We start from the raw sequence: 22,518 nt of genomic DNA on the forward strand, positions 1-22,518 counted from the left end.
GGACTGATAGAGGCATCAACCGGCAAATTCCATTAGGGCGCTGGCTCTGCCAGCAGACCGAATATATGGATGCAATCTAACCTTTCACCGTGAAACCGAATTACCACTTGCAAATTGAGGGCGTCCATATATGAACCCCTCGGGCTGGACCAAGGTTGATCGAGAAACTAAGCCGCTTGCCGAACGTGTTGTGCTTCGAATTGGTTAGGTGTCCGATATCCCAGCGCCGAGTGCATCTCCAGAAACACCGTCTGGCGCTATCTGCGTACCGAAATTACAGAGCCGTCCTACGCGGAACGGCGTTCGCGAGGGTATGGCGGGCGGGTCAATTCAGCAAGCAAACGAACAGAATGTATGCAAATATTGTGAATACTCTGCAACGCGCCAGAAAAGAGTCGACAGTAGATTTATATAATTTTGATTTGCGAGATCAAGCACTTGTTGCATATGTTTCATGGAAAGAAAACGATGAAGTTGCCGGCCTAGTGGTATTTCCTTCAATCGATAACTCGCCACTTGTCTTAACGATTCATAAGTGATCGCGGACGTTCAAGTCGTCGGCGCCACTAGGCGCCGACGTCAATGCATCAACTAATAGCTATCGACTTCGATAATCGCTTGGGCAAAGGCCTGTGGCGCCTCCTGCGGCAGGTTATGACCGATACCCCCGCTGATCGTTCGATGCGCATATTTTCCCGAGAATTTTTTGCGATAGGACGCGGGGTCGGGGTGGGGCGCGCCATTGGCGTCGCCTTCCAGGGTGATCGCAGGAACGCTGATCACCGGTCCTTCGCCCAGCCGTTTTTCCAGACTGTCGTAGCGCGGGTCGCCTGCAGCGAGATCCAGGCGCCAGCGGTAATTGTGAATCACGATGCCGACGTGATCCGGGTTGTCGAAGGAGGCCGCGCTGCGGTCGAACGTGGCCGTATCGAATTGCCACTTCGGCGACGCGGTTTCCCAGATAAGCCTGGCGAAATCCCGCCGGTATTGATCGTAGCCCGCCGCGCCACGGTCGGTGGCGAAATAGTATTGATACCACCACGAGTATTCCGCCTTGGGCGGCAGCGGTTGCTTGCCGGCATCAAGATTGGTGATCAGATAGCCGCTGACCGAGACCATCGCCTTGCAGCGCTCCGGCCACAGCGCCGCCATGATGCACACCGTCCTTGCGCCCCAGTCAAAGCCGCCAAGAATTGCCTTCTCGATCTTTAGCGCATCCATCAAGGCAATGATATCGAGCGCAACCACCGATTGCTGGCCATTGCGGAATGTGTCGGCCGAGAGAAAGCGCGTCGTGCCATGTCCGCGCAGATGCGGAACGATGACTCGGTAGCCCTTCGACGCCAGCAAAGGAGCGACATCGACAAAGCTGTGAATGTCGTAGGGCCAGCCGTGCAGAAGAATGACCACAGGTCCATCCTTAGGCCCAACTTCGGCGTAGCCTATATTCAGGACACCGGCATCGATCTGCTTCAAGGGACCGAACGAGGTGTTCGTTCCCAGTTTGAATGTGGGCAGTCCTGCAGCACCTGGCGCGCCTGACCGCGCTTGGGCGGAGCCGATCATGCCGAGTTGCGTGGCGGCGATGGCCATGGTCGCAGCGCCAAAAAAGGTGCGGCGACGTTGGTTGATTTCGTCAGACATATATTCCTCTCAGTGCGTTTGTGAGTTTGCAGCAGTTAAAAAAGTGGGCTCCCCGTGCAGATCCGATTGACGGCGGCGAAGTAGCCTTATGCGGGGACTGGCTCAAGGCTAAAGGCGTCCAATTCCTGTGCCAGGCTCTGGGCCGCCAATTTCACCAGCGCCTCGCCCTTTTCAGGGGTGGCTTGGCCAGGATCAGAGCCGACGCGGCCATCGGGATAGCGCGCACGGAATTCGAGCGCCTCGCGAATCGGGCCGGACGGCGCGATCTGCGGTGCGTAATGAGCGGACTTTCTGGCATGCGGGAGCGCCCATTGGGTGATGGCGATTTCGGACGGCGTCGCATGCGCGCCATGCCCTGACGGGAATTGCTCCCGTGCCAGTTCACCAACGCCCGGCAGGTCCCACCAGTTGCACAATTTCAAGGCATAGCCGGCCCGACGTTTGGCAAAACTGGCATCGGCATAGACCTCGGAGAAGGCCGCTTCGATCGAAGCAATATTGCCGCCATGACCGTTCAGGAACAGGATTTTTTCGAAGCCGTGTCCCGTCAGCGAACGGATCCAATCGCCGATAGCCGCGATGAAGGTGGAGGGGCGAAGCGAAATCGTGCCGGCAAAGGCCAGGTGGTGCTGGGCCATGCCAATGTTGAAGGTCGGCGCGACCAGGATGTCGGCCGTCCTCTCCGCCTCAAGTGCGATGATCTCCGGGCAGAGCCAGTCAGTGCCCAGCAGCCCGGTGGGACCATGCTGCTCATTAGAGCCGATCGGTACGACGATGGTGCGGCTGCGTGCGATGAACTGTTCGACTTCAGGCCAGGTTGAGAGATGCATTAGCATGGTAGCTCCTCTGCTTGCCGATCCTTATCGATCGGAATGGTTAAGATACGTAGATAGCGACATTGAATTAGCGTGCCGCTGGTGGTTTGCTGACAAGGATGATGCATGCCGCGGTAATCGGCAGTGCAGCGATGATCAAGATCCCCAGATGGGAATTGCCGGTGGAGACCTTGGCCCATCCGATGATGGCTGGCCCCCAAAAACCGCCCGACAAGCCGATCGTGTTGATCAAGGCAATGCCGCCAGCCGCAGCCTGGCCCTTGATGTGCTCGGATGGCATGGCCCAGAACACGGTGTATGCCATCCAGAACGCCGAGATCGCCAGAGTCAGCAGAACCAGTGAGGCCGTCAGGTGGCCGTCGGTGAAAATCGAGGCAGCGAGCAGTAAGCCGCCAACCGCGGCCGGTATTGCACAGTGAAGACGGCGCTCGCCCACGCGATCCGAGCGGCGCCCCATGTAGTACATGGCGAAGGCAGCCGCAATGTAAGGAAGCGCGGAGTAGCGGCCGAGCTGCAGGGTATCGGTCACGCCCTGCGCTGCAATCAGGCTCGGCAGCCAGAAACTCAGTGCATAAATCGTCGCGATGATGCAAAAGTACGCCGCGGCAAGCACATAGATCCTTGGATTCCTGGCCACGGCCCAGAAGGAGTGGGGGGCGGTGGCGGTCGTCAGTTCAGCTTCGAGCAGCTGCTTTTCACCTTGGCTCAGCCAGCCGACGTCAGCCGGCCGGTTCGGCAGAAAAAAACCTGCGGCAATGCCCAGCAGGATGCAAGGCAGTCCCTCGGCCAGGAACATCCACTGCCAACCGGCGAGGCCAGCTGTACCGGAGAGAGAAGTGATGAGCCAGGCTGACAAGGGACCGCCGATAATGCCGCCGAGCGGACCGGCGAGAAAGACCAGCGCGATGGCGCGCGCCATGCGTTGCGGACCGTACCAGCACGACAGGTAATAGATAATTCCCGGCGCGAAACCTGCCTCAAAAACGCCGAGCAGGAAGCGCATGGCATAAAACATCGGGACGCTATGTACGAACAGCATGCTGGCCGAGGTGATGCCCCACAGTATCAGGATGCGAGAAAATGTCTTGCGGGCGCCCACTTTTGGCAGCATGAGGTTGCTCGGCAGTTCGAACAGTACATAGCCGATGAAGAAAATGCCGGCTCCGACACCGTAGGCGGCATCGGAAAAGCCGAGATCGCTTTGCATTTGCAGCTTGGCGAAGCCGATGTTGACCCGGTCCAGATAGGCAAACAGGTAGCCGACCAACAAGAAAGGCAACAGTCGCCAGTTGATTTTTTGATAAAGCGCGCTCAGCTCACCGGCAGCGCCGCCAGCGGAGACGGCTTGCAGGTTTGCCTCTTTTGCGACATGCATGTTTTTTTGATCAGACGCGCTCACATCATCGGCAGCATCTGCGGTGTGGACGGATAACATGTTGGTCTCCTTGATGGCATTTCATATTCCATTCAGATGCTGCAGATCATGGCAATGATTGACATAGCGAGCAAGAGCAACTAAATTCACACTTCGTTCTATTTGAAGCAACGCAGCACCGCATGGCTGGAATCTCATGCCGGGCAGTGCCTGCCACCGGGAGGCAAGTGCATGCGGGAGATCAATCAACAGCGTCTGCGCTATTTTCGGGAGGTTCTGACGCACGGGACCATCCGCGGTGCGGCCGACAGTCTTAACACCTCGCCGTCGGTCATCAGCCGGCAGATCAAATTGCTCGAAGAGGAGCTGGGAACAACGCTTTTCGAGCGCGAGGCGCGTGGCGTCAAGCCGACCGCGGCGGCGATGCATTTGCTCGAATTCTGGCGCGGCTACCGCTCACACCAGGAAAAACTGACCGACCAGCTGCATTCGCTGCAGGGCCTGCAGCAAGGCGAGGTGCGGCTGGTGCTCAGCGAAGGCTATGTCGACCCTCTGGTCAATGAGGTGCTCGCACTTTTTTGTGCGCGCTATCCGAAGATTGAAATCAACATGACGATTTCGGCGGTGGACGAGATCTTGACCGAGGTCGCCGAAAGCCGGGCGCATATCGGCCTTGCCTACAATCCGCCACCGCATCCGCTGATCGAGTACCGTGCCAGCGCCTTGCAACCCGTAGTACTGCTGGTCCGCAGCGATCATCCCCTGGCCGTGCGCGGCGGGGCGGCCAGCGTTGCAGACATGCTCTCCTATCCACTTGCCATCATGCCGTCGACCTTTGGCATCGGCTATGCTGCCGCGATGCTGGAATTGGCGGAAAACATCAAGATCCGGCCAACGCTTGTATCCAATTCACTGACTGCGCTCAAGCAGTTTGTTGCCTATGAAAACTTCATGACGCTGATTGGCGAATTTGCCGCCTACCGCGAAATTGCGTCCGGCAGTCTGGCGGTGGTGCCGATCGATCACTCCCTGTTCCGCAACGTCCATGCACGGTTGCTGGTGAAAGCCGGAAGACCTCTGCCGGCGGCGGCCGTGGAATTGCTCAACTACGTTTCGCGGCATATGTCGATATTTGCCAAGCAAGTCTGATGGCATGCTTGCCGTTCAGGACCCGCCGAACCAGTTGTAGCCCTGATTCTCCCAGTACCCGCCAGGGTATTCGTTCGTCACGCTGATCGCCACGATATGCTTCGCATTTTTGTAGCCGAGCTTGGTCGGAATGCGCAGCTTCATCGGAAAGCCGTATTTCGGTGGCAGCACCTGGCCGTCGTAGGTCAGGGTAAGCAGCGTTTGCGCATGTAATGCAGTGGGCATGTCGATACTGGTCCAGTAGTTGTCTGCGCAGTGCAGCGACACGTACTTCGCCGTGATGTCGGCGCCCGCATGCTTCAGGAGACTGGAAAAGCGCACGCCGCCCCAGCGGCCGATCGCACTCCATCCTTCGATGCAGATATGGCGCGTGATCTGGTTTTCCTGCGGCATTGCCCGCAGTTCGTCGAGTGTCCAGGCACGCTTGCCATTCGCCAGGCCGCTCACCTGCAGCCGGTAGGAAGCAGCGTCGACTGCGGGCACATCGTCTATGTCGTAAAACGCGTTGAAGGGAAACGGCCGCGTGATCATCGATGCCGGATAGGTCGGCGCCATCTGGTTGGGATTGAACAGCAGCGCTTGCACCTTGTCGTTGAACGAGGATATTTTGCGCAGCATGGCGTTCACAGACGTGTCATTGGACAAATCACAGCCCGACAGCATCGCTATGCCGCCGAGCGTGAGAATTTGCTTGCCTAGCAGCCGGCGCGTCGGATCTTTCAGCTCTTTGCGTGCATCCTTGAGAATGGATTCAGCGTGAGAGGAGAGAAACGCACCGGGTTTCTGGGTCTTTTTCTGAAAAGCCATGATCAGTTGCTTTCCCGCTGCAGCGAAACTGCAAATCATTTATGTGGACCGTTTCCGCTGACTCCATCCTCGCAAAGCTGCGCAGGCTTTGTTAAAGAATCGGCGGAACGGGAGGTCTTCGTCGCGCGTTAGAACTGCGGCGCCACGCCGTCTTTTTCGACGAACAGCACGTGGGCGTCATAAATGCCGTTGGCGCCCGGCGTCACCACGACGAAGACCTTCTTGCCCGCCGTCAGATCGGCAGTGCTGGCCGGCACCGGCGTCACGACCGAGACGTTTTTCGGCACCGTCACCGTACTGGAGCCGCCCTTGTATGAGAGATTCAGTTCACGGCCACTGGCGCCGGTGACAATCGACACCACGTTGGCATTCGTCATCGTGCTCTTGGGACCGAAGTCATAAGCGAAATGTCCTTCGGCCGTACCGCGCGCCGCTTCAGGAAAAACGATCATCGACGTCGCGGTCAATTTGCCGTCGCTGCCGGTGAGCGCCGGCGTACCCACGTATGAACCGACTTTGGCGTCGGCAAGCTTGGCGGGTTTAAAAGCCGAAACCCCGATCTCCGGCTTGACGTCGACTTGCACGGTATCGCCGCTGTTCCGATGTACAGTCAGTATTTCGCCTTTGAACGAGACGATGTCGCCACGGATTCGCTCTGGCTTGACCCAAGGCGTTTGTGCATGAGACGCGCTGGAAAACGCAAGGGCGGCAATCAAGGCGCCTAGTTTGTAATGAATTGACATGAGTTACTCCGTCTAGATGGATGCAATTGAATCGGGACGCCAGAAGGGACGCTAAAAATGCGTCAGGCCAGTTGATTCTTCATGGCCAGGACCTCGATCGGCTCGATCGATGGCGGACTTGCCAGCAACTCGCCGGCGCGCGCCATCAGGGCGTCGGCCATGCTGCCGTGCAGGTGCGCCTGGCGATCCTCATCATTCGCGAAGGCGTCGAAGATACCGAACGTGGTCGGCGACAGCTTGAGGGCGAACCAGATCGGTGTGGTCGCCTCACGATTGGTCAGTTCAAGGCCAGCGATAAGGAAATCAGCCACCGCTTGCTCCTTTCCTGGTTTGGCTTCAAGTCGGACAAATAAAGCGTGCGTAATCATCTTTGTTCCTTAGTGTTCGCGTGAGGGATTCATGCGGTAAGGGTGACTATACGAAAGGGCTGGCTTGAGGTACATTGTCACAATCGACTATTTTGGTATCAATACCGCCATGCGAATTTATGTTCTCGCGCTCGAGGGAGTGTTCGACACTGGCCTCACCACCGTGCTCGACAGTTTGACGATGGCCAACAGCCTTGCGAGCGCGACGGGGATGGCCGCTGCGGGCTTCGAGATTACCGTGGTGGGCATGCGGCCGCAGGTGCATACAGCGCTTGGAATGCAAGTGCCGATACGAGACATGAGCGGCGCGCCGGCACCCGACTGGGTCGTCTTGCCGGCGATCAATCGCATGACGGCCGAAACGCTTGTGCCTGCGCTCGGCCGCGACGATGTGGTCGACGCATCAGCTGCCTTGCGTGCATGGCGCAGTGGCGGCGCCAGCGTTGCAGCCGCCTGTACAGGCACCTTCGTACTGGCTGAAAGCGGCTTGCTCGACGGTCTCTCTGCCACCACCACCTGGTGGCTCTCGCCGCTGTTCCGGCAGCGTTACCCGCAGGTGCACCTGGATGCACACCGCATCGTCGTTCCCAGCGGCGGCGCGTTGACGGCCGGAGCGGCCTTGAGCCACCTCGACCTGGCGCTCTGGCTGATCCGCCACAGCAGCCCCGAGCTTGCAGCGCTTGTCGCCAAGTACCTGGTCTTCGATGTGCGGCTGTCGCAATCCGTGTACGCGATCTCCGATCACCTTGCCCATTCGGACCCGCTGGTAGAACATTTCGACCGCTGGGTACGTGAGCACCTCGCTGCGGCCATCTCGCTCGATGACGCCGCCGATGCATTAGCGACCAGCAAGCGGACCTTGACGCGCCGCCTGAACGCGGTACTTGGTAAAACGCCCGTCGAGTACATCCAGGATCTGCGGGTGGAACGCGCTGTTCATCTGCTCAAGACGAGCACGCTCACCGTGGATCGCATTGCTGAGCAAGTCGGGTATGCGGACGGCGTCACTTTGCGCACCTTGCTGCGCCGGCGGATAGGTAAGGGTGTGCGTGAGCTGCGGGGCGCGTGAGTCGCGATGGCGGCTCCTGGCACCGTCAACCCGGCAAGTCATGCTGCGATTTCTTGAAAGCCCTGAGGGGCAAAGCTCAGGGCCTGGCCGGAGCAGACTTAGTCGGCCTTCACGCCTTCAACCTGAATCTGCAGGCGGGTGAGTGTCTTGAATCCATAATTGGTGCCCCACGCCACGCCGTAATCGGCACGGTCGAATTGTGCACTGGCGTCCGCACCGCACACTTCTTTCTTGATCAAGGGATTGACGAAGCACTTGAACGACTCAATCTTCAAGGTCAGCGGTTTGCTTACCCCATGAAAGGTGAACGTGCCCGAGACTGCGACCGGCGTATCGCCCTCGAAGCGAACCGAACTGCCTTTAAAGGTCGCGCTCGGATACTTGCCGACATCGAGAAAATCAGCGGACTTCAGCTTGGTGTCGAGCGGTGCATTTCCAGTGTCGATCGACTCGGCATCAATCGACACGTCGACTGTGCCAGTCTTCGCCGCGACATCAAGCGTGACGACGCCGCTGCTTCTGTTGAACTTGCCGCGCCACACTGAAATGCCGCCAAAATGATCAGCTTCGAAGCTGGGATAGGTGTGCCTGGGGTCAAGGTTATAAGTGGTCGGGACGGCCAAGGCCGAGCCGCCGATCAGAGCAAGAACGCCGGTTGCAATCAAGTGCCTGTTCAACGCGGCAGATCGTAATGTGGGGAAATACATGATGGCTCCTTGAGTAATAAACAATAAGACTATTGTAAAAATGTGGAGCAGGGCGGGCGCCTGTTCTTGCGCCCGCCATGACAACAAACCAGCTCAGTTCGCGTCAAGGAAGGATTGCACCGCTTGCACCGTCGCGGCAGGAGCCTCTTCCATCAGCCAGTGGCCGGAGCCGGGGATAATCACTGCCGTCACATTGCTTGCGGCGTTACGCATCTGCTCAGCCTGGCTTTCACCGAAGGACTTCTCGCCACCCACAGCCAGGACCGGCATGGTGAGCTTGGTCTTCACAAATTCTGCGTTGTCCACGGTATCCTTGCGGATGGACTGGAATTGGGCAAAACCCGCCTTCATGGCTCCCGGGCGCGCATACAGCTTCGCATAATGGGCGCGTGTGCCTTCATCAATCTTGCTAGGGTCGCCGGCAAAGTCATTCCAGAAGCGGTCCAGGTAGATGCGCTCCCGGCCTTGGACTAGCCGCAGTGCATCTTTACCGCCGAAATCAAAGTGCCAAAGTACAGGCAGGCGAACGATCTGTTCCCACGGCGGGATGCCCGGCACAGGGCCATCCATCACTACCAGTTTCGTAGTCTTATCGGGATAGCTGGCGGCATAGGCATAGGCGACCATGGTGCCGATGTCGTGGCTGACGATGTCCGCTTTGTCGATACCCAGCTTGTCCAGGATGGCGCGGATGTCGCCTGCCTGCGTTTTTTTGTCATAGCCATCGTCGGGCTTGGAAGAGAGGCCCATGCCGCGCAGGTCTGGCACCACAACCCGGTGGTTTTTAGCCAGCGCAAGCGCCAGTGGCGTCCACATATCGCCGGTATCGCCGAAGCCATGGATCAGCACTACGGCAGGACCGCTGCCGCCGACACGTACATAAAACTTGACGCCGTCAGCGTTGACAATTTCGCTCTTGAAGCTTGCCGGATAAGGAATGGGCTGGGCCAGCGCCGGCACGACGGCAACCAGTGCGGCAGCAGCGAGCAGACTCGCGCAGACGACATGTTTGAACGGGTTAAGCATGGTGAACCCCCAATGATTGGTTTCTGTGAAATCCGGTCTCGCATTGAGTTCCGGTGCGATGGACTGTACGTCCGTCAATGGGGCGGATAAAGGCCGTTTCCAGATTTACTGTTATTACACGGGGTAATCAATGGAGCGCTATTCTCGGCGGATTGCAGTGGAGTTCTTAGAGGGGATTATCGCTGCTGCCGTAGCAGGCAAGGGGAGGAGGGGATGCAGATGCGGGAGGAAATCATGACGCAGGGCAAGCTCGCCAAGAATATCCGCTCAGGCGCGCCGATGCTTAATGCGGATGCAGTTTTTCGACCAGGAAGTCAACAAAGGTGCGAACCCGCAGCGACAAATGACGCGCATGCGGATACAGGAGGAGGAAGGGCCGCGATGTGCCGCCATGTTGCGGCAGCAATTCGACCAGATCGCCGCGCGCCAGATCCTGTTCGACGATGAAACGATAGGTCTGGACCAGTCCGGCGCTGTTGCGTGCCAGAGTCGCGATGCCCAGCGCATCGTCGGAACAGCAATAGCTGCTGGGCGTAACGACTTCGATGATTTCCTGAGCGTTGACATGGAACGGCCAGGCGATTTTACGCCCGGTGCTGGGCAGCTCAAATTGTATGCAGTCGTGTTGCTGCAAATCTTCCAGCGTCTGCGGTACACCGGCGCGCTTCAGGTAAGCCGGCGTGGCGACCAGCACCAGCTCGGCGTCCTCAAGCTTGCGAGCGATCAGAGTGGAATCGGGAGGTGAGCGGCCGCGGATGGCCAGGTCATAGCCTTCATCGGCGAAATCGATGTTGCGATTGCTCAGATGGGTCTCGACCTGAACCTCGGGATAGCGCGCTCGAAACTCTGGCAGAAGCGGCAGCACACGATAGTGGCCGTAGGGCGTAGGCATGCTGATGCGCAGCACCCCGGACGGCGCACTCTGCCCGCCGGTGATTTCGTGTTCGGCGTCGACCAACTGGTCCAAAGCCAGCCGACACTGGTTGAAATATATTTGCCCCGCGCTGGTCAGGCGGATTTGTCGTGTCGTCCGTACAAACAGGCGCACTCCCAGACGCTCCTCGAGCCGCAAGATCGAGCGGCTAACTGCGGCCGGCGTCACCCCGGCGGCGTTTGCCGCGGACGTGAAGTTGCCATGTTCAGCCGCCAGACAGAACAGCTCGATGCTGCCTAGCAGGACATTGTGGAAGTTGCGTTTCATGCCGGATGCGCTACCTGATGTATTAACTCGATGGTCGGAGAGGCCGCTTATTTCACTAATAGCGGCAAGTATAGTCGATCAACGTCCAAGCCACGAACCGAGCCCGGCCCAGGCTCATATCCGCGGAATGAAGGCGTCATTGATTACATCGAGGAATAACTATAACTCTGGAAACCGCCTTTATCGCCCTGAATCGTCGACGTAAAGTGAACTTCACCGGAACTTGATGCAAGACCGGATTTCACTGAAACCAACTATTTTGGAGCTCATCATGACGCAACAGCAAAAAACCATCATCGTTACCGGCGCCTCGCAGGGCATAGGCGCAGGAATCGCTCGTGCTTTCCTGGCGCGCGGCTATAACGTCGTCGCCACCTCGCGCAACGTCAGCAAGTCCGAGGCATTCGAGCCTTCCGACCGGCTGGTCCTGGTGGACGGCGATATCGGCGATCTGGCCACCGCCGTCAAGGTGGTCGAGAGCGCCAGGCAGAAATTCGGCGGCATTGACGGGCTGGTCAATAATGCCGGCATTTTCTTCGCCAAGCCCTTCACCGATTACACGCCGGCAGACTTCAATGCGCTGGTGCACACCAACCTAGAAGGTTATCTGTATATCAGCCAGCTGGTGATCAGACAGATGCTGGAGCAAAAACGCGGCGGCAGCATCGTCGGCATCACGAGCATCCTGGTCAATACTCCGAACGCCGCTCTGACCACTACCGTGCCGATGATCACCAAAGGCGGCATCGATGCGATCAGCCGCAGCCTGGCCATGGAATATGCGAAAAACGGCATCCGCGTCAACGTGGTAGCGCCTGGCACCGTCGATACCCCGCTACACAAAGACAATCCGAAGGATTTCCTCAAGTCGCTGTCGCCCATGGGCACGATTTCCAGCACCGAAGACATCGCCGATGCCGTCGTCTATCTGACCGAAGCAAAACAAGTCACTGGCGAAGTGTTGCGCGTTGACGGCGGCGCGCACCTCGGCAAGTGGTAGACGGCAGCTGCGAGAACAACCGATTCCGCCATCGGCCTGGTTTTCGTGGCCGAAGCGGATAGGACAATACAATGTAGAAGGCTGTCCCATTCCGGTTTGTGGAAGACTCGAAAGCCGGACGGACGGTGGCAATCGTTATCTAATTTTGGCGCACATTAAAGGAAAGAAAATGAACAAGGGATATTGGGTAGTTGCGTATCGATCGGTATCGGACGAGTCCGCATTGAAAAATTATGGCGAGCTGGCCGAGGTGGCGATTGCGGCGAACGGCGGAACCATTTTGGCAAGAACCACGGGCGGACTAGAAGTCCATGAAGCGGGCCTGAAGCAGCGCACGGTTGTCGTCGAATTCGCCAGTTTTGAACTGGCGCAACGGACGTATGCCAGTGAGGCCTATCAAGCTGCGTTGCGAGCGTTGGGGACTGCTGCCGAACGCGATTTCCGTATTATCGAAGGTTTGGAGCAATAGCTATGAGGACAGGCAGTTTGCTTCGACGGTGCGTGGCGACAGCGTGTCTTGGGATATCGACCTCAGGCGAAGACCAGCCAGCGGCAGACATCTCACGCCTCCGACGCTTCTGCTTGCGTATCGTAGCGCGCCCTGGCTTCCTCAATCCCCGGACGATTGTCCCTTCCCCAGGATGAAAGCGCCCTTAGCAGCCCTATCAAGGAACTCCCCATGCTCGTGAGTTCGTACTCCACCTTGGGAGGAGTAGTGGGGTAGATCGTCCGGGTGACGAGGCCATCGCGTTCCAGGCCTCGCAAGGTCAGCGTGAGCATGCGGTGCGACACCCCGCCGATGGTGCGCAGAATGGTGGTGAAACGCTGTGGTCCGCCCGAAAGAACGCCGACCACCATCACGGTCCATTTATCCCCGATTCGGTCCAGCACCTGCGCCAGCGCCCGGCACTCGGCCTCGGTCTCGACATCGGGTTCAAGCGTCTTAACTTGCGACGGCTTCGAATTAGCCACGACACTCTCCAAATTCTTCAGTAAGGAACATCGGTGTTCGTTCCGCACTTAATTGTGCGTTCTTGTGAATGTATGCGATATCAAAGATAGTGTCACGTACAAATTGTTCGTAACCAATCGACGCACTGATCCAACTCGCTGGCGACTTGCGTCGATGTCATCCATGGAGTTTTAAATGAAAAAAACGATCGCTATCGTAGGCGCCGGTGAGGGTGTGGGCTTCGCCATTGCCGAACGCTTTGGCAGGGAAGGCTTTCAGGTCGCGCTACTGGCCCGCAATCTTGAGAAGACCAGCAGTCTCGCCGAGCGCCTGGCCCATCAGGGAATCACGGCCAAGGGCTTCAAGGCGGATGTCCTGGATCGAGCTAGCTTGACTGCCGCGCTTAACAGCGTGAAGGAGCGCTTCGGCCCGATCGACGTGCTGGAGTACAGTCCAAGCCCCGCCGGCCAGATGTCGCCACCACATAAGCTTGGCGTCGAAGAACAGGAGTATCACCTGAACTTCAACGTCCTGGCTCCCATCGTCGCCGTGCAAGCCGTGCTGCCGGACATGGTGGCGCAGAAATCGGGAACCATTCTATTTACCAGCGCCGCATCGGCGCAGCGCCCCCTCATCCTGACAGCGCCCTTTGGTGTAGCTGCCGGCGCGCTGCTGAACTACGTCCGCATCCTCAATCGCGATGTCGCCGCAGACGGAGTGTTTGCGGGCTTCGTCGCGATCGCCGGGATTGTTGTTCCCTCTGGACACGACGATGCACCCAATGCCGCGTACTTTCCGCCAGAAGTACCGCGCATCAAGGCAGAGGAAATCGCCGACTTGCATTGGCGTTTGCACATCGAACGCAACAACTGCGAAACGACTATCGGCAACGTCGATCGCATCTTCGCCATCCCTGGCTTCCGATAAGGCATGCGTTGCCGTGCTGCGGCTTGAATTTTTCTATCAATTGGAGAAGGTATGTCTAGGCTAAAAATAGATCTATATTCAGATATCGTGTGCCCATGGTGCGTCATTGGGCAGCATCGGCTGGACAAGGTTTTGTCCGAACGATTCCCGAATTTGGATGTCGATGTCGAACACCACCCATATGAGTTGATGCCTCATGCACCACCAGAAGGTCTTAGTCTGGCGGACTATTTTCGGGGTAAAGGCATTACGAACATGGTGCACGCTTTCGAACGACCTGAAGGAGAGGCGCGAGCCTCCGGCTTGCACCTGGACCTCAGCAAGCAGACATACGTCTATAGGACGATATACGCCCACACTTTGTTGCGTGCCGCCAGGGTACGTGGCACGCAGCACGCCTTAGCATCGGCGCTGATGCACGCATTCTTCCATGAGCGGCGCAATATTTCGGACCTGGAGACGCTCAGCGAGATCGCCTCGCATTACGGATTCCAACGCGAGGAGGTCCATGCGCTCTTGCAGGACGAGGCGGAGATCAAGAAGACGGAGACTGAAATTGCAAGAACACGGAACGCTGGCGTGTCGTCCGTTCCAACTTTCAAGGTCAGATCATTGACCATCGTGGGAGGGCGGTCGGAAGACGAGATAGCAACGTTTATCAACGACGCCATTCACGTCAGAGCCGAAATTCACTAGCTCGGGGATCATTGACGTAATCGTCACGGTCTCGTTGTCATAGAGTTGAGGCAGGTCCGCTGTTTCCTTGTGCTGGCCAAGGAAACAGCGTTCACTAGGGAGGTCTCGAGAAATCGTTGGTTGCATCTGAGGGAGTACTGGCACATCCGCAATTCGCATAACTGGAGAAGTGGATATCGCTTACACCGAGCTTCGCAGCACTATAGCGCGATATCCGGCACTTTTTTCACTTGTCCAGGGTGCTCGATGGGAACTGCCCCTTGAACGAAGCCCTCCAAACTTGGCGATGCGATAGTCAATTGCAAAGTTTCAGCGGTGCTTGCCCATGTCGTCGCAAGCAGCTGCGGGTTCTCATTGAGCTTTTGTCCATAAGTGGGAACGATCTCGCGAATTTTTTTCTGCCAGGCAGGTGTCTTCATCTGATCGGGGAAAACTTTCTCCAGCAGTGACAGCATGATCGCTGGCGAGGTAGAGCCACCAGGTGACGCGCCCAGCAATGCAGACACGGAGCGATCTTCGGAAACCACGACTTCGGTACCCAGCTTCAGTACGCCGCCCTTGTCGGGGATGTTCTTGATGATCTGCACACGCTGGCCGGCTTGCCACAAACGCCAGTCTTCGTCCTTTGCCTCAGGCATGTAGCGGCGCAGCGCCGCCATCTTGTCTTCCCTGGACAGCTCCAATTGCTGCGCGAGATATTTGACGAGTGCAAACTCATGGGCGCCGACTTGAAGTTGCGGAATGATATTGGACGGCGTGGTTGCCTTTGCAATATCGAAATATGATCCGTTCTTGAGGAATTTGGTGGACCAGGTGGCGAACGGCCCGAACAGCAGCACGGTTTTACCATCCAGCACTCGGGTATCCAGATGCGGCACCGACATCGGTGGCGAACCCGTATCCGCCAGGCCGTAGACCTTGGCCAGATGGCGCGAGGTAATGGCGGGATTATCCGTGACCAGGAATTCGCCGCCTACCGGGAAACCGCCATACTGCTTCGCTTCAGGAATGCCCGACAGCTGCAGCAGCGGCAATGCGGCGCCACCGGCGCCGATGAAGATGTGGCGTGCGTCAACGGTCTGAATCTTGGAACTATCCTTGATGTCGAAAGCCGATACACGCCAGGAGCCATCCTCATTGCGGGTGATCGAGCGCACCTCATATCCGGTGGTGATCTTGCTGCCCGCATTGCTGCTGAGATGCTTGTAGAACTGGCGGGTAATCGAGCCCAGGTTGACATCGGTGCCGAGCGGCGAACGGGTGGCGGTGACCATCTCGTCCGGCTTGCGGCCTTCCATCATGATCGGAATCCATTCAACAATCTTGGTCGGTTCCGTCGTCATTTCCATGCCAGCAAACAGCGGCGACGCCTTCAGGGCCGCGACGCGTTTGCGAATGAATTCACGGTTCTCCGGACCAAAGACCAAATTCATGTGCGGTGTCGAATTGATGAATTCGCGCGGATTGCCCAGAACGCCCTTGCGCACCTGATGCGACCAGAATTGGCGCGAAATCTGGAAATTCTCGTTGATGCCGATCGCCTGGGTAATATGCACTTCACCCTTGTCGTCCATCGGGGTGTAGTTCAGTTCGCAGAGCGCCGAGTGGCCGGTGCCCGCGTTGTTCCAGCCATTCGAACTTTCTTCCGCCACTTTGTCCAGGCGTTCGAACACTTCATAGGTCCAGCCAGGCTCCAGCTCGGACAGATAGACACCGAGCGTCGCACTCATGATGCCGCCGCCGATCAGCAGCACGTCCACCGTGCGATCCGCCTTGGCGGCGCGGAACTGGCCGCCGAACAGGACCGAGTAGCCGCCCCATACGGCTGCTGCGCCAACGGCAGCCCCAAGAAATTTACGTCGGGAGAAGCGCTTGCGTTTGGCGTTTGCTACCGTATTCTTGTTATTTGTTTGACTCATGGAAATTTTTCGTCGTAAGTAATGTAAGTAATATTGAAAGAGATAGGCACCCTCAATCAAAAACGGTGCCGGATACCGAAAAAACCTCATTCAACCGAGGAATAGGTGCTCAATTATGCTTGATTTGCGAGGTCATCACAAAACAAACAATTCCAATGACATTGATAGGATGTGAACGTAGCCGTGCCAGCAATGAAACCACGGCACTGCCGGTGCCGCCGCAACCAACCACGCCTACGCGCAACGCCTTCACAACTGTGGAGGAAAAGCAAACCACCGATCCGGGAAGCTAAATATAGCGGCCGGTTCTCACCAAGAAAGAGGGTAGGCGATGCGGAATTTACATTAAAAATCTAGTCGGTTTTCGTACGCTTCGGGCACCGACATCGAAGCGACCAAATCTCGAAAGCAACGCCGCAGCTTGTAACAGATCCATGCTGCTTTATGTGCGCTGGGCTTTGAGGGATCGTACGACCGGGTTGCTGCCTTTGCGCGGCAGTGACGCCTGGATCAACTGGATAGGGTCAACTTCGCAAGCAAAGGAACAGGTAGAGCAATGGAAGCCAGCATGTCGCCGACAGTAGGCGCTACTGCTTGTGCTTGCCGCATCAGCCACCGCTGGATTCTATTTCAGCAGTGGCGCGGTTCAAGGCGTCCGCAATGGATGCCTGCACCTGATTGGCGTCGTCGAAGAGATAGAAGTGACCTCCCTCGAAGTGACGGAAGCCGACATTGGTGCGGCTGGCATGCGACCAGGCTTGCTGGCCGCCTGTGCTCAGCAAATGATCCTGACGGCCTGCGAATACAGTCATCGGTAGCGCGAGCGGAGCAATCCGCGGAAGCGGAAAATATTTTTCTACTAGACAAAAATCTGCCTGCGCCATCCGGACCAGCATCTCGGCAATCTCCTTATGCTCGAAAATCTCGTCCGGGGTTCCACCCAGCGTTTTGAGATAGTTAAGAATAGCTTCGCGGCCCTGCGTATGCAGCGGCCCGGACGCACGCGGGCGGGGTGAAAATGGCGAGTTCGCGCCGGACACGCCAAGCCATGCTGGCGCCCGGCCCAGTTGCTCCATGTCGTGCGCAAAGCAATAGGCTAGCAGGGCGCCCATGCTATGGCCAAAGACAGCGTAACGATCCGGCAGCAAGGGCTGCAATTGCATCAGGTGGTTGCGCACCGCCGTCAACGTAGACAGTGCAGGCGAGTTTGCGCTGCGGCCGCGGCCGGGCAGTTCGATCAGCCACACTTCGATATTTTCCGGAAAGGCGGCGACCCAGCGGAAATAGCTCGAAGCCGAACCGCAGGCGTGATGAAGAACCAGCAGGCGGTGAAGCGCAGCGGGCCGTTTTATCGGGATCAGTATGGCGTTGGGCATCGTCGTCATGCTGTTCTGCTCCGGAAGCTGGCGTTAACGTTGCGGCCATTCCGCGGGTGTATCTAACCAGCCTGAAGACCATCCATGATATTGCCGATCATGCCAAAAATTCCGCGGCCTGGGCACCTGTAAACTTTTACAGGATGGCAATCTCCGCCTGATTATATATATTCCAACACCAATAGCGTTGAGGTAGTGAAACCAAAATTCAGCTCAAGGCCGGTGTTGCGTGTCTCAAGTTCTTGTCCGTCTGCTTATATAACTTCCCTTTGTTCCGGTACCGCGTTTCCGCTGCCGGATGTCGGTGATTTTTAGGTAGGCAATACGCAGGCGAAGTCCATGTATTGCTTTCTGGCGCCACGAATTCCACGCGTTGCCTGGAGTAAATTCTGTCATCGTCACCGCGGCTTTCCCGCCGCTGGCCGACGACATTTTGTTCAAGAAAAGCACGACGCCTGGCATGGTCATGGCGTTCTTCAGTCGCCAAAGGAGGCAGAATGGGATCGGAAAAAACGCTGGAAAATGAGGTCGTCTTTCAGGTTGTCGTCAACCATGAAGAGCAGTATTCCATCTGGCCGCAGCACAAAGCCGTGCCGCACGGCTGGCGCAGCGCCGGCCTGGCCGGCGACAAGGCAACATGTCTCGAATGGATACGGACAACCTGGGTCGACATGCGGCCTTTAAGCGTGCGTGAGGCGTCGCCGCGCTAAGTCTCAATGCGCTGCGCGCATGGCGCCTGGCCGACAGGCGCTTGAACGCAGGCAGCTCTCATATTTTATGATTCCGGGGATTCGCATGGCAGTCAACGATGAGTTAGGTGTGTTTTTGAATACGGGAATCCTGGCAACACGGACCCACGATGTCGGGCAGTTGATCCAGCTTCAGGAAGACATCATGCTGCGCTTCCTCAAGGCTAATTTTGAACCGGCGGCATGTGCCGAAATACTGCGCGCAGCTTTTATCCTGCATCCCGCGCTGGCAGAGCTGTTCGATATCGAATCGGTCGCTGAGGGCGGCTGCATCGCCAGCAAGGCGTTGCTCTACGATCTGCACCAGGACCGCAGCCAGTGGACCCTGGCGCTGCTGACGGATGATCGCGAGCCATACATATGCCAGGCCGGTGCTGCCGAGTTGCCGCAACTGGGTGCGCTGCTGCGCCGGGCATTGCAGCGGAACGAATGGCAGCCGCTGTCCGAGGCGCTGGCCGAGCCGCGCCTGCTGGAATACCGGCGCCCCTTGGCGGCAGCCGCCTTGTCCTGGCCGGAGTTCGAGGGGCCGGGCGTCCAGCGCCTGGAACACGCTTCTCTGCTGATTTCCTCCGGCACGACGCGGGTGTTGATCGATCCCATCAGCCTGGCGATCGGCGGCAATGTCGGCCTGCCTGATCTGAACCTTGCACCATCCAACTTGTCGGCCCCGGTTGACGCAATCCTGATTTCACACGGCCATCTCGACCACTGGCATCTGCCGTCCATCTTGCGCAATGGCGGCGATGGCGGCGTTCCGGTCATCGTCCCGCACATCCCGTTCGCCTCGCTGCTGTCGCAGGAAGACATGCATCAGTCGCTGCGCGAAGTGGGGCAGGCAGCGTTGTCGCCGTCGTGGGGAGAGACTGTCCAGATCGGCGATATCGAGATCGATATCCTGCCTTTCTACGGTGAACAGCCCACGGTAGGGGCGGCGGTGCCGGTGGGGAATATCCGCAACTGGGGGAACTGCTACCGCGTCACCACTCCGCAGTTCTCAGTCATCCTGCTAGTCGACAGCGGCTGTGATGCGATGGGTTCGGTCAGCGACGTTATCGATCAATCGCTGGCAAAGCGCGGTCCGCCGGACCTGATTCTGAGCTGCTGCCGGGAATTGCCCAAGGCGCCGTTCTGGCAAGGCTTGTTCACGTTCTGGATGGTGCTGCCACTGACCGAGCTGCAGCAGCTTCCCCAGGCCGGCGAGTCAGGCGACGGCCCTTCCATTACGCTGGGTCCCGAGGGGATCGCTGAAACCTGCCTGCGCGCGCGGACGCCCGCATTTGCGCCATACGCTAACGGCTACTGTGGCGTCGGCGTCGAGATCAGCGATATCGGCTGGGTCAATGGCGAGCCGACGGAAGCCGAAGTACTGGCGCTGATCGAGCAGCGCATCCGCTTGTTGCAAGGCGAGACCGAGGTAATCCGCTGGGTGCCAGGCGATGTCCTGCGCCTGGGCGAGGACGGCCGCTGGAATGCGTCCGGCTTTGCGGCGGCCGGTCTGGAGGCTTGAGTGATGGATAAACGCATGGTCATTGATATTCCGCGCATTCGCCGCGACCAGCATCCAGACTTGCGCCAGGTGTTGAAAGGCCGGACCCGGCCAGCGCTGCTGGAAGGGTATATAGAACATTGGCCGGCGTTTGGACGCTGGACGCCATCCTTCTTCGCTCAGCAGCACGGCGCGCGCGAGGTCCTGGTGGAAAGGTCCAGAGTGTCGCCGGTGCCGACCCAGCCCGCCGAGTATCTCGGGCAACGCCATTATGCAAAGGCGAAATTGGGAACGACAATACAGGGCATGCTGGAGCAGGGCAGCGCTTACGGCGGGTATATCACTTATGCCGCGATATTCAACGAGCTACCAGAGCTGAAGTCTGAGATTGCGCCTTTGCATGAAGATTCGGGATTCCCCCGCTGGATGCCCGGCTGGCTGCGCAAGAAACTGGTGCTGCGACCAGGCTTCTGGCTTGGACCGAAAGGGATGTCCTCGCCGATGCATTTCGATCGTCACGAAAACCTGAACGTCCAGTTGTACGGCAGCAAGCGCTGGGTTTTGTTTGCCCCTGGCCAGTCGTCCCGTGTCTACTACAAGCAGGACAGCGGCATGCCCGTGATCTACAGCCCGGTCGACATGAGTGCGCCGGATCTTGAACGCTTTCCCCTGCTTGCCGGCGCCGAGCGCCATGACTTCGTGCTGGAAGCGGGGCAGGTCTTGTATTTGCCGCCTGGATGGTGGCATTACGTTGAATCACAAAGCGACGCGATCAATGTCAACTACTGGTGGTGGTCGCCGCGCGCGGTGAGGACTGTCTGCCGGATTGAATGGGCCAGCCTGTGGCGTGCGCTGCGCGGCAAACTGAGGCGCCGGCATGAACTTGGCAACAGCAACAAGCCAACCTCAATGCCGCTTTGAAACGCGGCATGGCGATTGGCAGCCTCGATCGCGGGCGCCTGAGCTGGTTTGAAACTCGCATGCTTCTCATCTGAACAACTTCCAATTGTCCGAACAGCCATCTTTGTGGGGAACTGCAATGCAGAAAAAATTTGATTTCGCGGTAATCGACAGCTTGTACGAGTCGGGATATCACGGCCCGCGCGCGCTCGACCAGCCGGAATTTTACTGGCGCTCGATGCTGGGAGCAATGGTGCCGTACCGCGACAGCTATTTTCGGCCCTTGGGGGAGGAAATTGCGCCAAAGGATTCGCGTGAAGGCGTCGAGATGGAAGCTATCCGCTGCAACTACGATGGCAGTCGTTTCCATCACGAGCTGCCCATGAACCTGTCGTCCCTACGACAGTTCGCCAATCATTGGGATGCGGTGCTGCCAACCATCTCTGCGATCCGTGAAAATTATTGCGCCAGCCGCGGCCGCCCGGGAGCCGTGTCCACGGTTGACCTGTGGTTCATCAGCAAACTTTGCCAATTGCTGCCGGCCTACCTGATCCGTCGCCGCGAAGACAAGATCGATGCCGACAGCATACCGGTGGTGCCGTCGATTATCTATCGCATGTCGCTCGGCATGCACCGCATCGTCCATATCTCGCTGGTCAAGATGATGGCTTCCGGCGGCGATCCCGGCGCTGCCTGCCTGGATGCCGGCCAGTATTATCATATTGCCGAAAACGCCGGTCTGCTGATCGGCCGCAATTCGGTTTGCGCGGGGCCGCAGGCGATGGTCGGACAGGCTTATGGCGCCATGATCGGCCCTAGCGTGCCTGGTTCGGCGGAAGCCTCTTCCAATGATCCCGGCTTTTATCGCTATGCTGCGCTTTTCATGAAGCTGGAAGCTGAAAAATACATGTTTGCAGTGCGGGCGGCAATCCAGCTCAGGTCGCTGGTCGATGCCCTGGAGGGCGCGCCAGCCAATCCGCGCAGCCAGTCGTTTCGGGAGGAACTGCTGGGCTTCGAGTCTTGGTCTGCGGAGAATACCAGCCCGTTGGCGCATGAGATTGCCCGTGAAGACTTGTCCATGCTACTGCAAGGAGATCTAGCCGCATGCGATACGGCGTCGCAATGGCCAGTCGGTACGGTACGTGCTCACATGCTGGCCGGCCTGTCGCAGATCGTCGGCGTTGCCGACCAGCTGTGCCGCGCCAATCTGGGCACCCAGGGTGAGCTGCTGCTGACCCACATCGATGAACTGAGAAACCACCCACAGGAAACGGCGACGCCCGGGCTCGACGATTTTATCGGCATGGGATTGGATCAGGTTGCAGCGGGCATGGCGATGACTGCCCTGCACACGTACCGCCACAGCGAATATTGCGCGGCGCAGATATTCCAGTTTTTGCAGAACCAGCTGAACCAGTCGCTTGGGTACCTGGATGGCGCATTGACCTTCAGTGAAAGCGATATCGCGAATGTCTTCGGCCCGCGGCTGCCGCATTGCTATAGCGATTTCTTCAAGCGTTCATTTTCCAGGCAAGACTCGGCGACCCCGGCTTGACAACGATCCCTCGCACTAGCCGTCATTGACTGT

General features: G+C 58.0%; 23 protein-coding genes. 11 read left to right on the top strand and 12 right to left on the bottom strand.

The window, feature by feature from the left end; translation table 11 throughout:
* Positions 1-365 precede the first annotated feature (365 nt).
* Positions 366-539, top strand: coding sequence for a hypothetical protein (locus tag VNZ65_RS04440; RefSeq protein WP_325666471.1), 174 nt, complete (start codon positions 366-368; stop codon positions 537-539).
* A 52-nt stretch (positions 540-591) separates the two neighbouring features.
* On the opposite strand, the gene VNZ65_RS04445 is transcribed toward VNZ65_RS04440, so the two are convergent.
* The 3 genes from VNZ65_RS04445 to VNZ65_RS04455 all read right to left on the bottom strand — a co-directional run bounded on the left by VNZ65_RS04445 (position 592) and on the right by VNZ65_RS04455 (position 3,855).
* Positions 592-1,644 carry an alpha/beta hydrolase gene (locus VNZ65_RS04445; protein ID WP_325666473.1) on the bottom strand — a complete coding sequence of 351 codons (1,053 nt, stop codon included), beginning with the start codon at positions 1,642-1,644 and terminating at the stop codon, positions 592-594.
* 86 nt (positions 1,645-1,730) lie between these two features.
* Positions 1,731-2,480, bottom strand: a complete 750-nt coding sequence (locus VNZ65_RS04450; RefSeq protein ID WP_325666475.1) for a creatininase family protein — start codon at positions 2,478-2,480, stop codon at positions 1,731-1,733.
* Positions 2,481-2,547: 67 nt separating this feature from the next.
* A complete protein-coding gene (locus tag VNZ65_RS04455; protein ID WP_325666477.1) occupies positions 2,548-3,855 on the bottom strand; it encodes an MFS transporter in 1,308 nt (435 codons plus the stop codon).
* A 231-nt stretch (positions 3,856-4,086) separates the two neighbouring features.
* Here VNZ65_RS04455 and VNZ65_RS04460 point away from each other — a divergent pair, with 231 nt between their 5' ends.
* Positions 4,087-5,004 (top strand): LysR family transcriptional regulator, encoded by a 918-nt coding sequence (locus VNZ65_RS04460; RefSeq protein WP_325666479.1) that lies wholly within the window; start codon positions 4,087-4,089, stop codon positions 5,002-5,004.
* 15 nt (positions 5,005-5,019) lie between these two features.
* Here VNZ65_RS04460 and VNZ65_RS04465 read toward each other — a convergent pair whose 3' ends face one another.
* From VNZ65_RS04465 to VNZ65_RS04475, 3 genes are all read right to left on the bottom strand, one after another.
* The gene (locus tag VNZ65_RS04465; protein WP_325666481.1) at positions 5,020-5,811 is read right to left on the bottom strand and encodes a molybdopterin-dependent oxidoreductase; all 792 of its coding nucleotides are present in this window, start codon (positions 5,809-5,811) and stop codon (positions 5,020-5,022) included.
* Positions 5,812-5,939: 128 nt separating this feature from the next.
* Positions 5,940-6,554, bottom strand: a complete 615-nt coding sequence (locus tag VNZ65_RS04470) for a hypothetical protein (RefSeq protein WP_325666483.1) — start codon at positions 6,552-6,554, stop codon at positions 5,940-5,942.
* 62 nt (positions 6,555-6,616) lie between these two features.
* Entirely contained in the window at positions 6,617-6,922 is a 306-nt protein-coding gene (locus tag VNZ65_RS04475) for an antibiotic biosynthesis monooxygenase (protein WP_325666485.1), read from the bottom strand.
* A gap of 109 nt (positions 6,923-7,031) precedes the next feature.
* Here VNZ65_RS04475 and VNZ65_RS04480 point away from each other — a divergent pair, with 109 nt between their 5' ends.
* Positions 7,032-7,991 carry a GlxA family transcriptional regulator gene (locus tag VNZ65_RS04480; protein WP_325666525.1) on the top strand — a complete coding sequence of 320 codons (960 nt, stop codon included), beginning with the start codon at positions 7,032-7,034 and terminating at the stop codon, positions 7,989-7,991.
* Positions 7,992-8,089: 98 nt separating this feature from the next.
* On the opposite strand, the gene VNZ65_RS04485 is transcribed toward VNZ65_RS04480, so the two are convergent.
* The 3 genes from VNZ65_RS04485 to VNZ65_RS04495 form a co-directional block, all read right to left on the bottom strand.
* Positions 8,090-8,698, bottom strand: a complete 609-nt coding sequence (locus VNZ65_RS04485) for a YceI family protein (protein ID WP_325666487.1) — start codon at positions 8,696-8,698, stop codon at positions 8,090-8,092.
* 93 nt (positions 8,699-8,791) lie between these two features.
* Positions 8,792-9,724 (bottom strand): alpha/beta hydrolase, encoded by a 933-nt coding sequence (locus VNZ65_RS04490; protein ID WP_325666489.1) that lies wholly within the window; start codon positions 9,722-9,724, stop codon positions 8,792-8,794.
* A 283-nt stretch (positions 9,725-10,007) separates the two neighbouring features.
* Positions 10,008-10,925: a LysR family transcriptional regulator gene (locus VNZ65_RS04495; protein ID WP_325666491.1), complete on the bottom strand. Its 918-nt coding sequence runs from the start codon at positions 10,923-10,925 to the stop codon at positions 10,008-10,010.
* A 271-nt stretch (positions 10,926-11,196) separates the two neighbouring features.
* Here VNZ65_RS04495 and VNZ65_RS04500 point away from each other — a divergent pair, with 271 nt between their 5' ends.
* Both VNZ65_RS04500 and VNZ65_RS04505 read left to right on the top strand, forming a co-directional pair.
* Positions 11,197-11,925 carry an SDR family oxidoreductase gene (locus VNZ65_RS04500; RefSeq protein WP_325666493.1) on the top strand — a complete coding sequence of 243 codons (729 nt, stop codon included), beginning with the start codon at positions 11,197-11,199 and terminating at the stop codon, positions 11,923-11,925.
* 169 nt (positions 11,926-12,094) lie between these two features.
* On the top strand, positions 12,095-12,394 hold the full coding sequence (locus VNZ65_RS04505; RefSeq protein ID WP_325666495.1) for a DUF1330 domain-containing protein: 300 nt from the start codon (positions 12,095-12,097) through the stop codon (positions 12,392-12,394).
* A gap of 92 nt (positions 12,395-12,486) precedes the next feature.
* On the opposite strand, the gene VNZ65_RS04510 is transcribed toward VNZ65_RS04505, so the two are convergent.
* Positions 12,487-12,897, bottom strand: a complete 411-nt coding sequence (locus tag VNZ65_RS04510) for a helix-turn-helix domain-containing protein (RefSeq protein WP_325666497.1) — start codon at positions 12,895-12,897, stop codon at positions 12,487-12,489.
* Positions 12,898-13,072: 175 nt separating this feature from the next.
* On the opposite strand from VNZ65_RS04510, the gene VNZ65_RS04515 reads away from it, so the two are divergent.
* Together VNZ65_RS04515 and VNZ65_RS04520 are read left to right on the top strand one after the other, a co-directional pair.
* Positions 13,073-13,804: an SDR family NAD(P)-dependent oxidoreductase gene (locus VNZ65_RS04515; protein ID WP_325666499.1), complete on the top strand. Its 732-nt coding sequence runs from the start codon at positions 13,073-13,075 to the stop codon at positions 13,802-13,804.
* A gap of 51 nt (positions 13,805-13,855) precedes the next feature.
* Complete coding sequence (locus VNZ65_RS04520; protein WP_325666501.1) at positions 13,856-14,500, top strand: DsbA family protein; 645 nt, start codon at positions 13,856-13,858, stop codon at positions 14,498-14,500.
* Positions 14,501-14,700: 200 nt separating this feature from the next.
* On the opposite strand, the gene mqo is transcribed toward VNZ65_RS04520, so the two are convergent.
* Together mqo and VNZ65_RS04530 are read right to left on the bottom strand one after the other, a co-directional pair.
* Positions 14,701-16,419 (bottom strand): malate dehydrogenase (quinone), encoded by a 1,719-nt coding sequence (gene mqo / locus VNZ65_RS04525; RefSeq protein ID WP_325666527.1) that lies wholly within the window; start codon positions 16,417-16,419, stop codon positions 14,701-14,703.
* Positions 16,420-17,027: 608 nt separating this feature from the next.
* Positions 17,028-17,804: a thioesterase II family protein gene (locus VNZ65_RS04530; RefSeq protein ID WP_325666503.1), complete on the bottom strand. Its 777-nt coding sequence runs from the start codon at positions 17,802-17,804 to the stop codon at positions 17,028-17,030.
* Between the two features lie 488 nt (positions 17,805-18,292).
* Between VNZ65_RS04530 and VNZ65_RS04535 the strand changes: the two genes are divergently transcribed.
* The 4 genes from VNZ65_RS04535 to VNZ65_RS04550 all read left to right on the top strand — a co-directional run bounded on the left by VNZ65_RS04535 (position 18,293) and on the right by VNZ65_RS04550 (position 22,485).
* Positions 18,293-18,505, top strand: a complete 213-nt coding sequence (locus tag VNZ65_RS04535) for an MbtH family protein (protein WP_325666505.1) — start codon at positions 18,293-18,295, stop codon at positions 18,503-18,505.
* A gap of 109 nt (positions 18,506-18,614) precedes the next feature.
* Positions 18,615-20,051, top strand: a complete 1,437-nt coding sequence (locus VNZ65_RS04540; RefSeq protein ID WP_325666529.1) for an MBL fold metallo-hydrolase — start codon at positions 18,615-18,617, stop codon at positions 20,049-20,051.
* A gap of 3 nt (positions 20,052-20,054) precedes the next feature.
* Complete coding sequence (locus VNZ65_RS04545) at positions 20,055-20,951, top strand: cupin-like domain-containing protein (protein WP_325666531.1); 897 nt, start codon at positions 20,055-20,057, stop codon at positions 20,949-20,951.
* Positions 20,952-21,069: 118 nt separating this feature from the next.
* A complete protein-coding gene (locus VNZ65_RS04550; protein WP_325666507.1) occupies positions 21,070-22,485 on the top strand; it encodes a hypothetical protein in 1,416 nt (471 codons plus the stop codon).
* The last annotated feature ends 33 nt before the right edge of the window (positions 22,486-22,518 follow it).

Source organism: Collimonas sp., from assembly GCF_035566555.1.
GTDB lineage: Bacteria > Pseudomonadota > Gammaproteobacteria > Burkholderiales > Burkholderiaceae_D > Collimonas.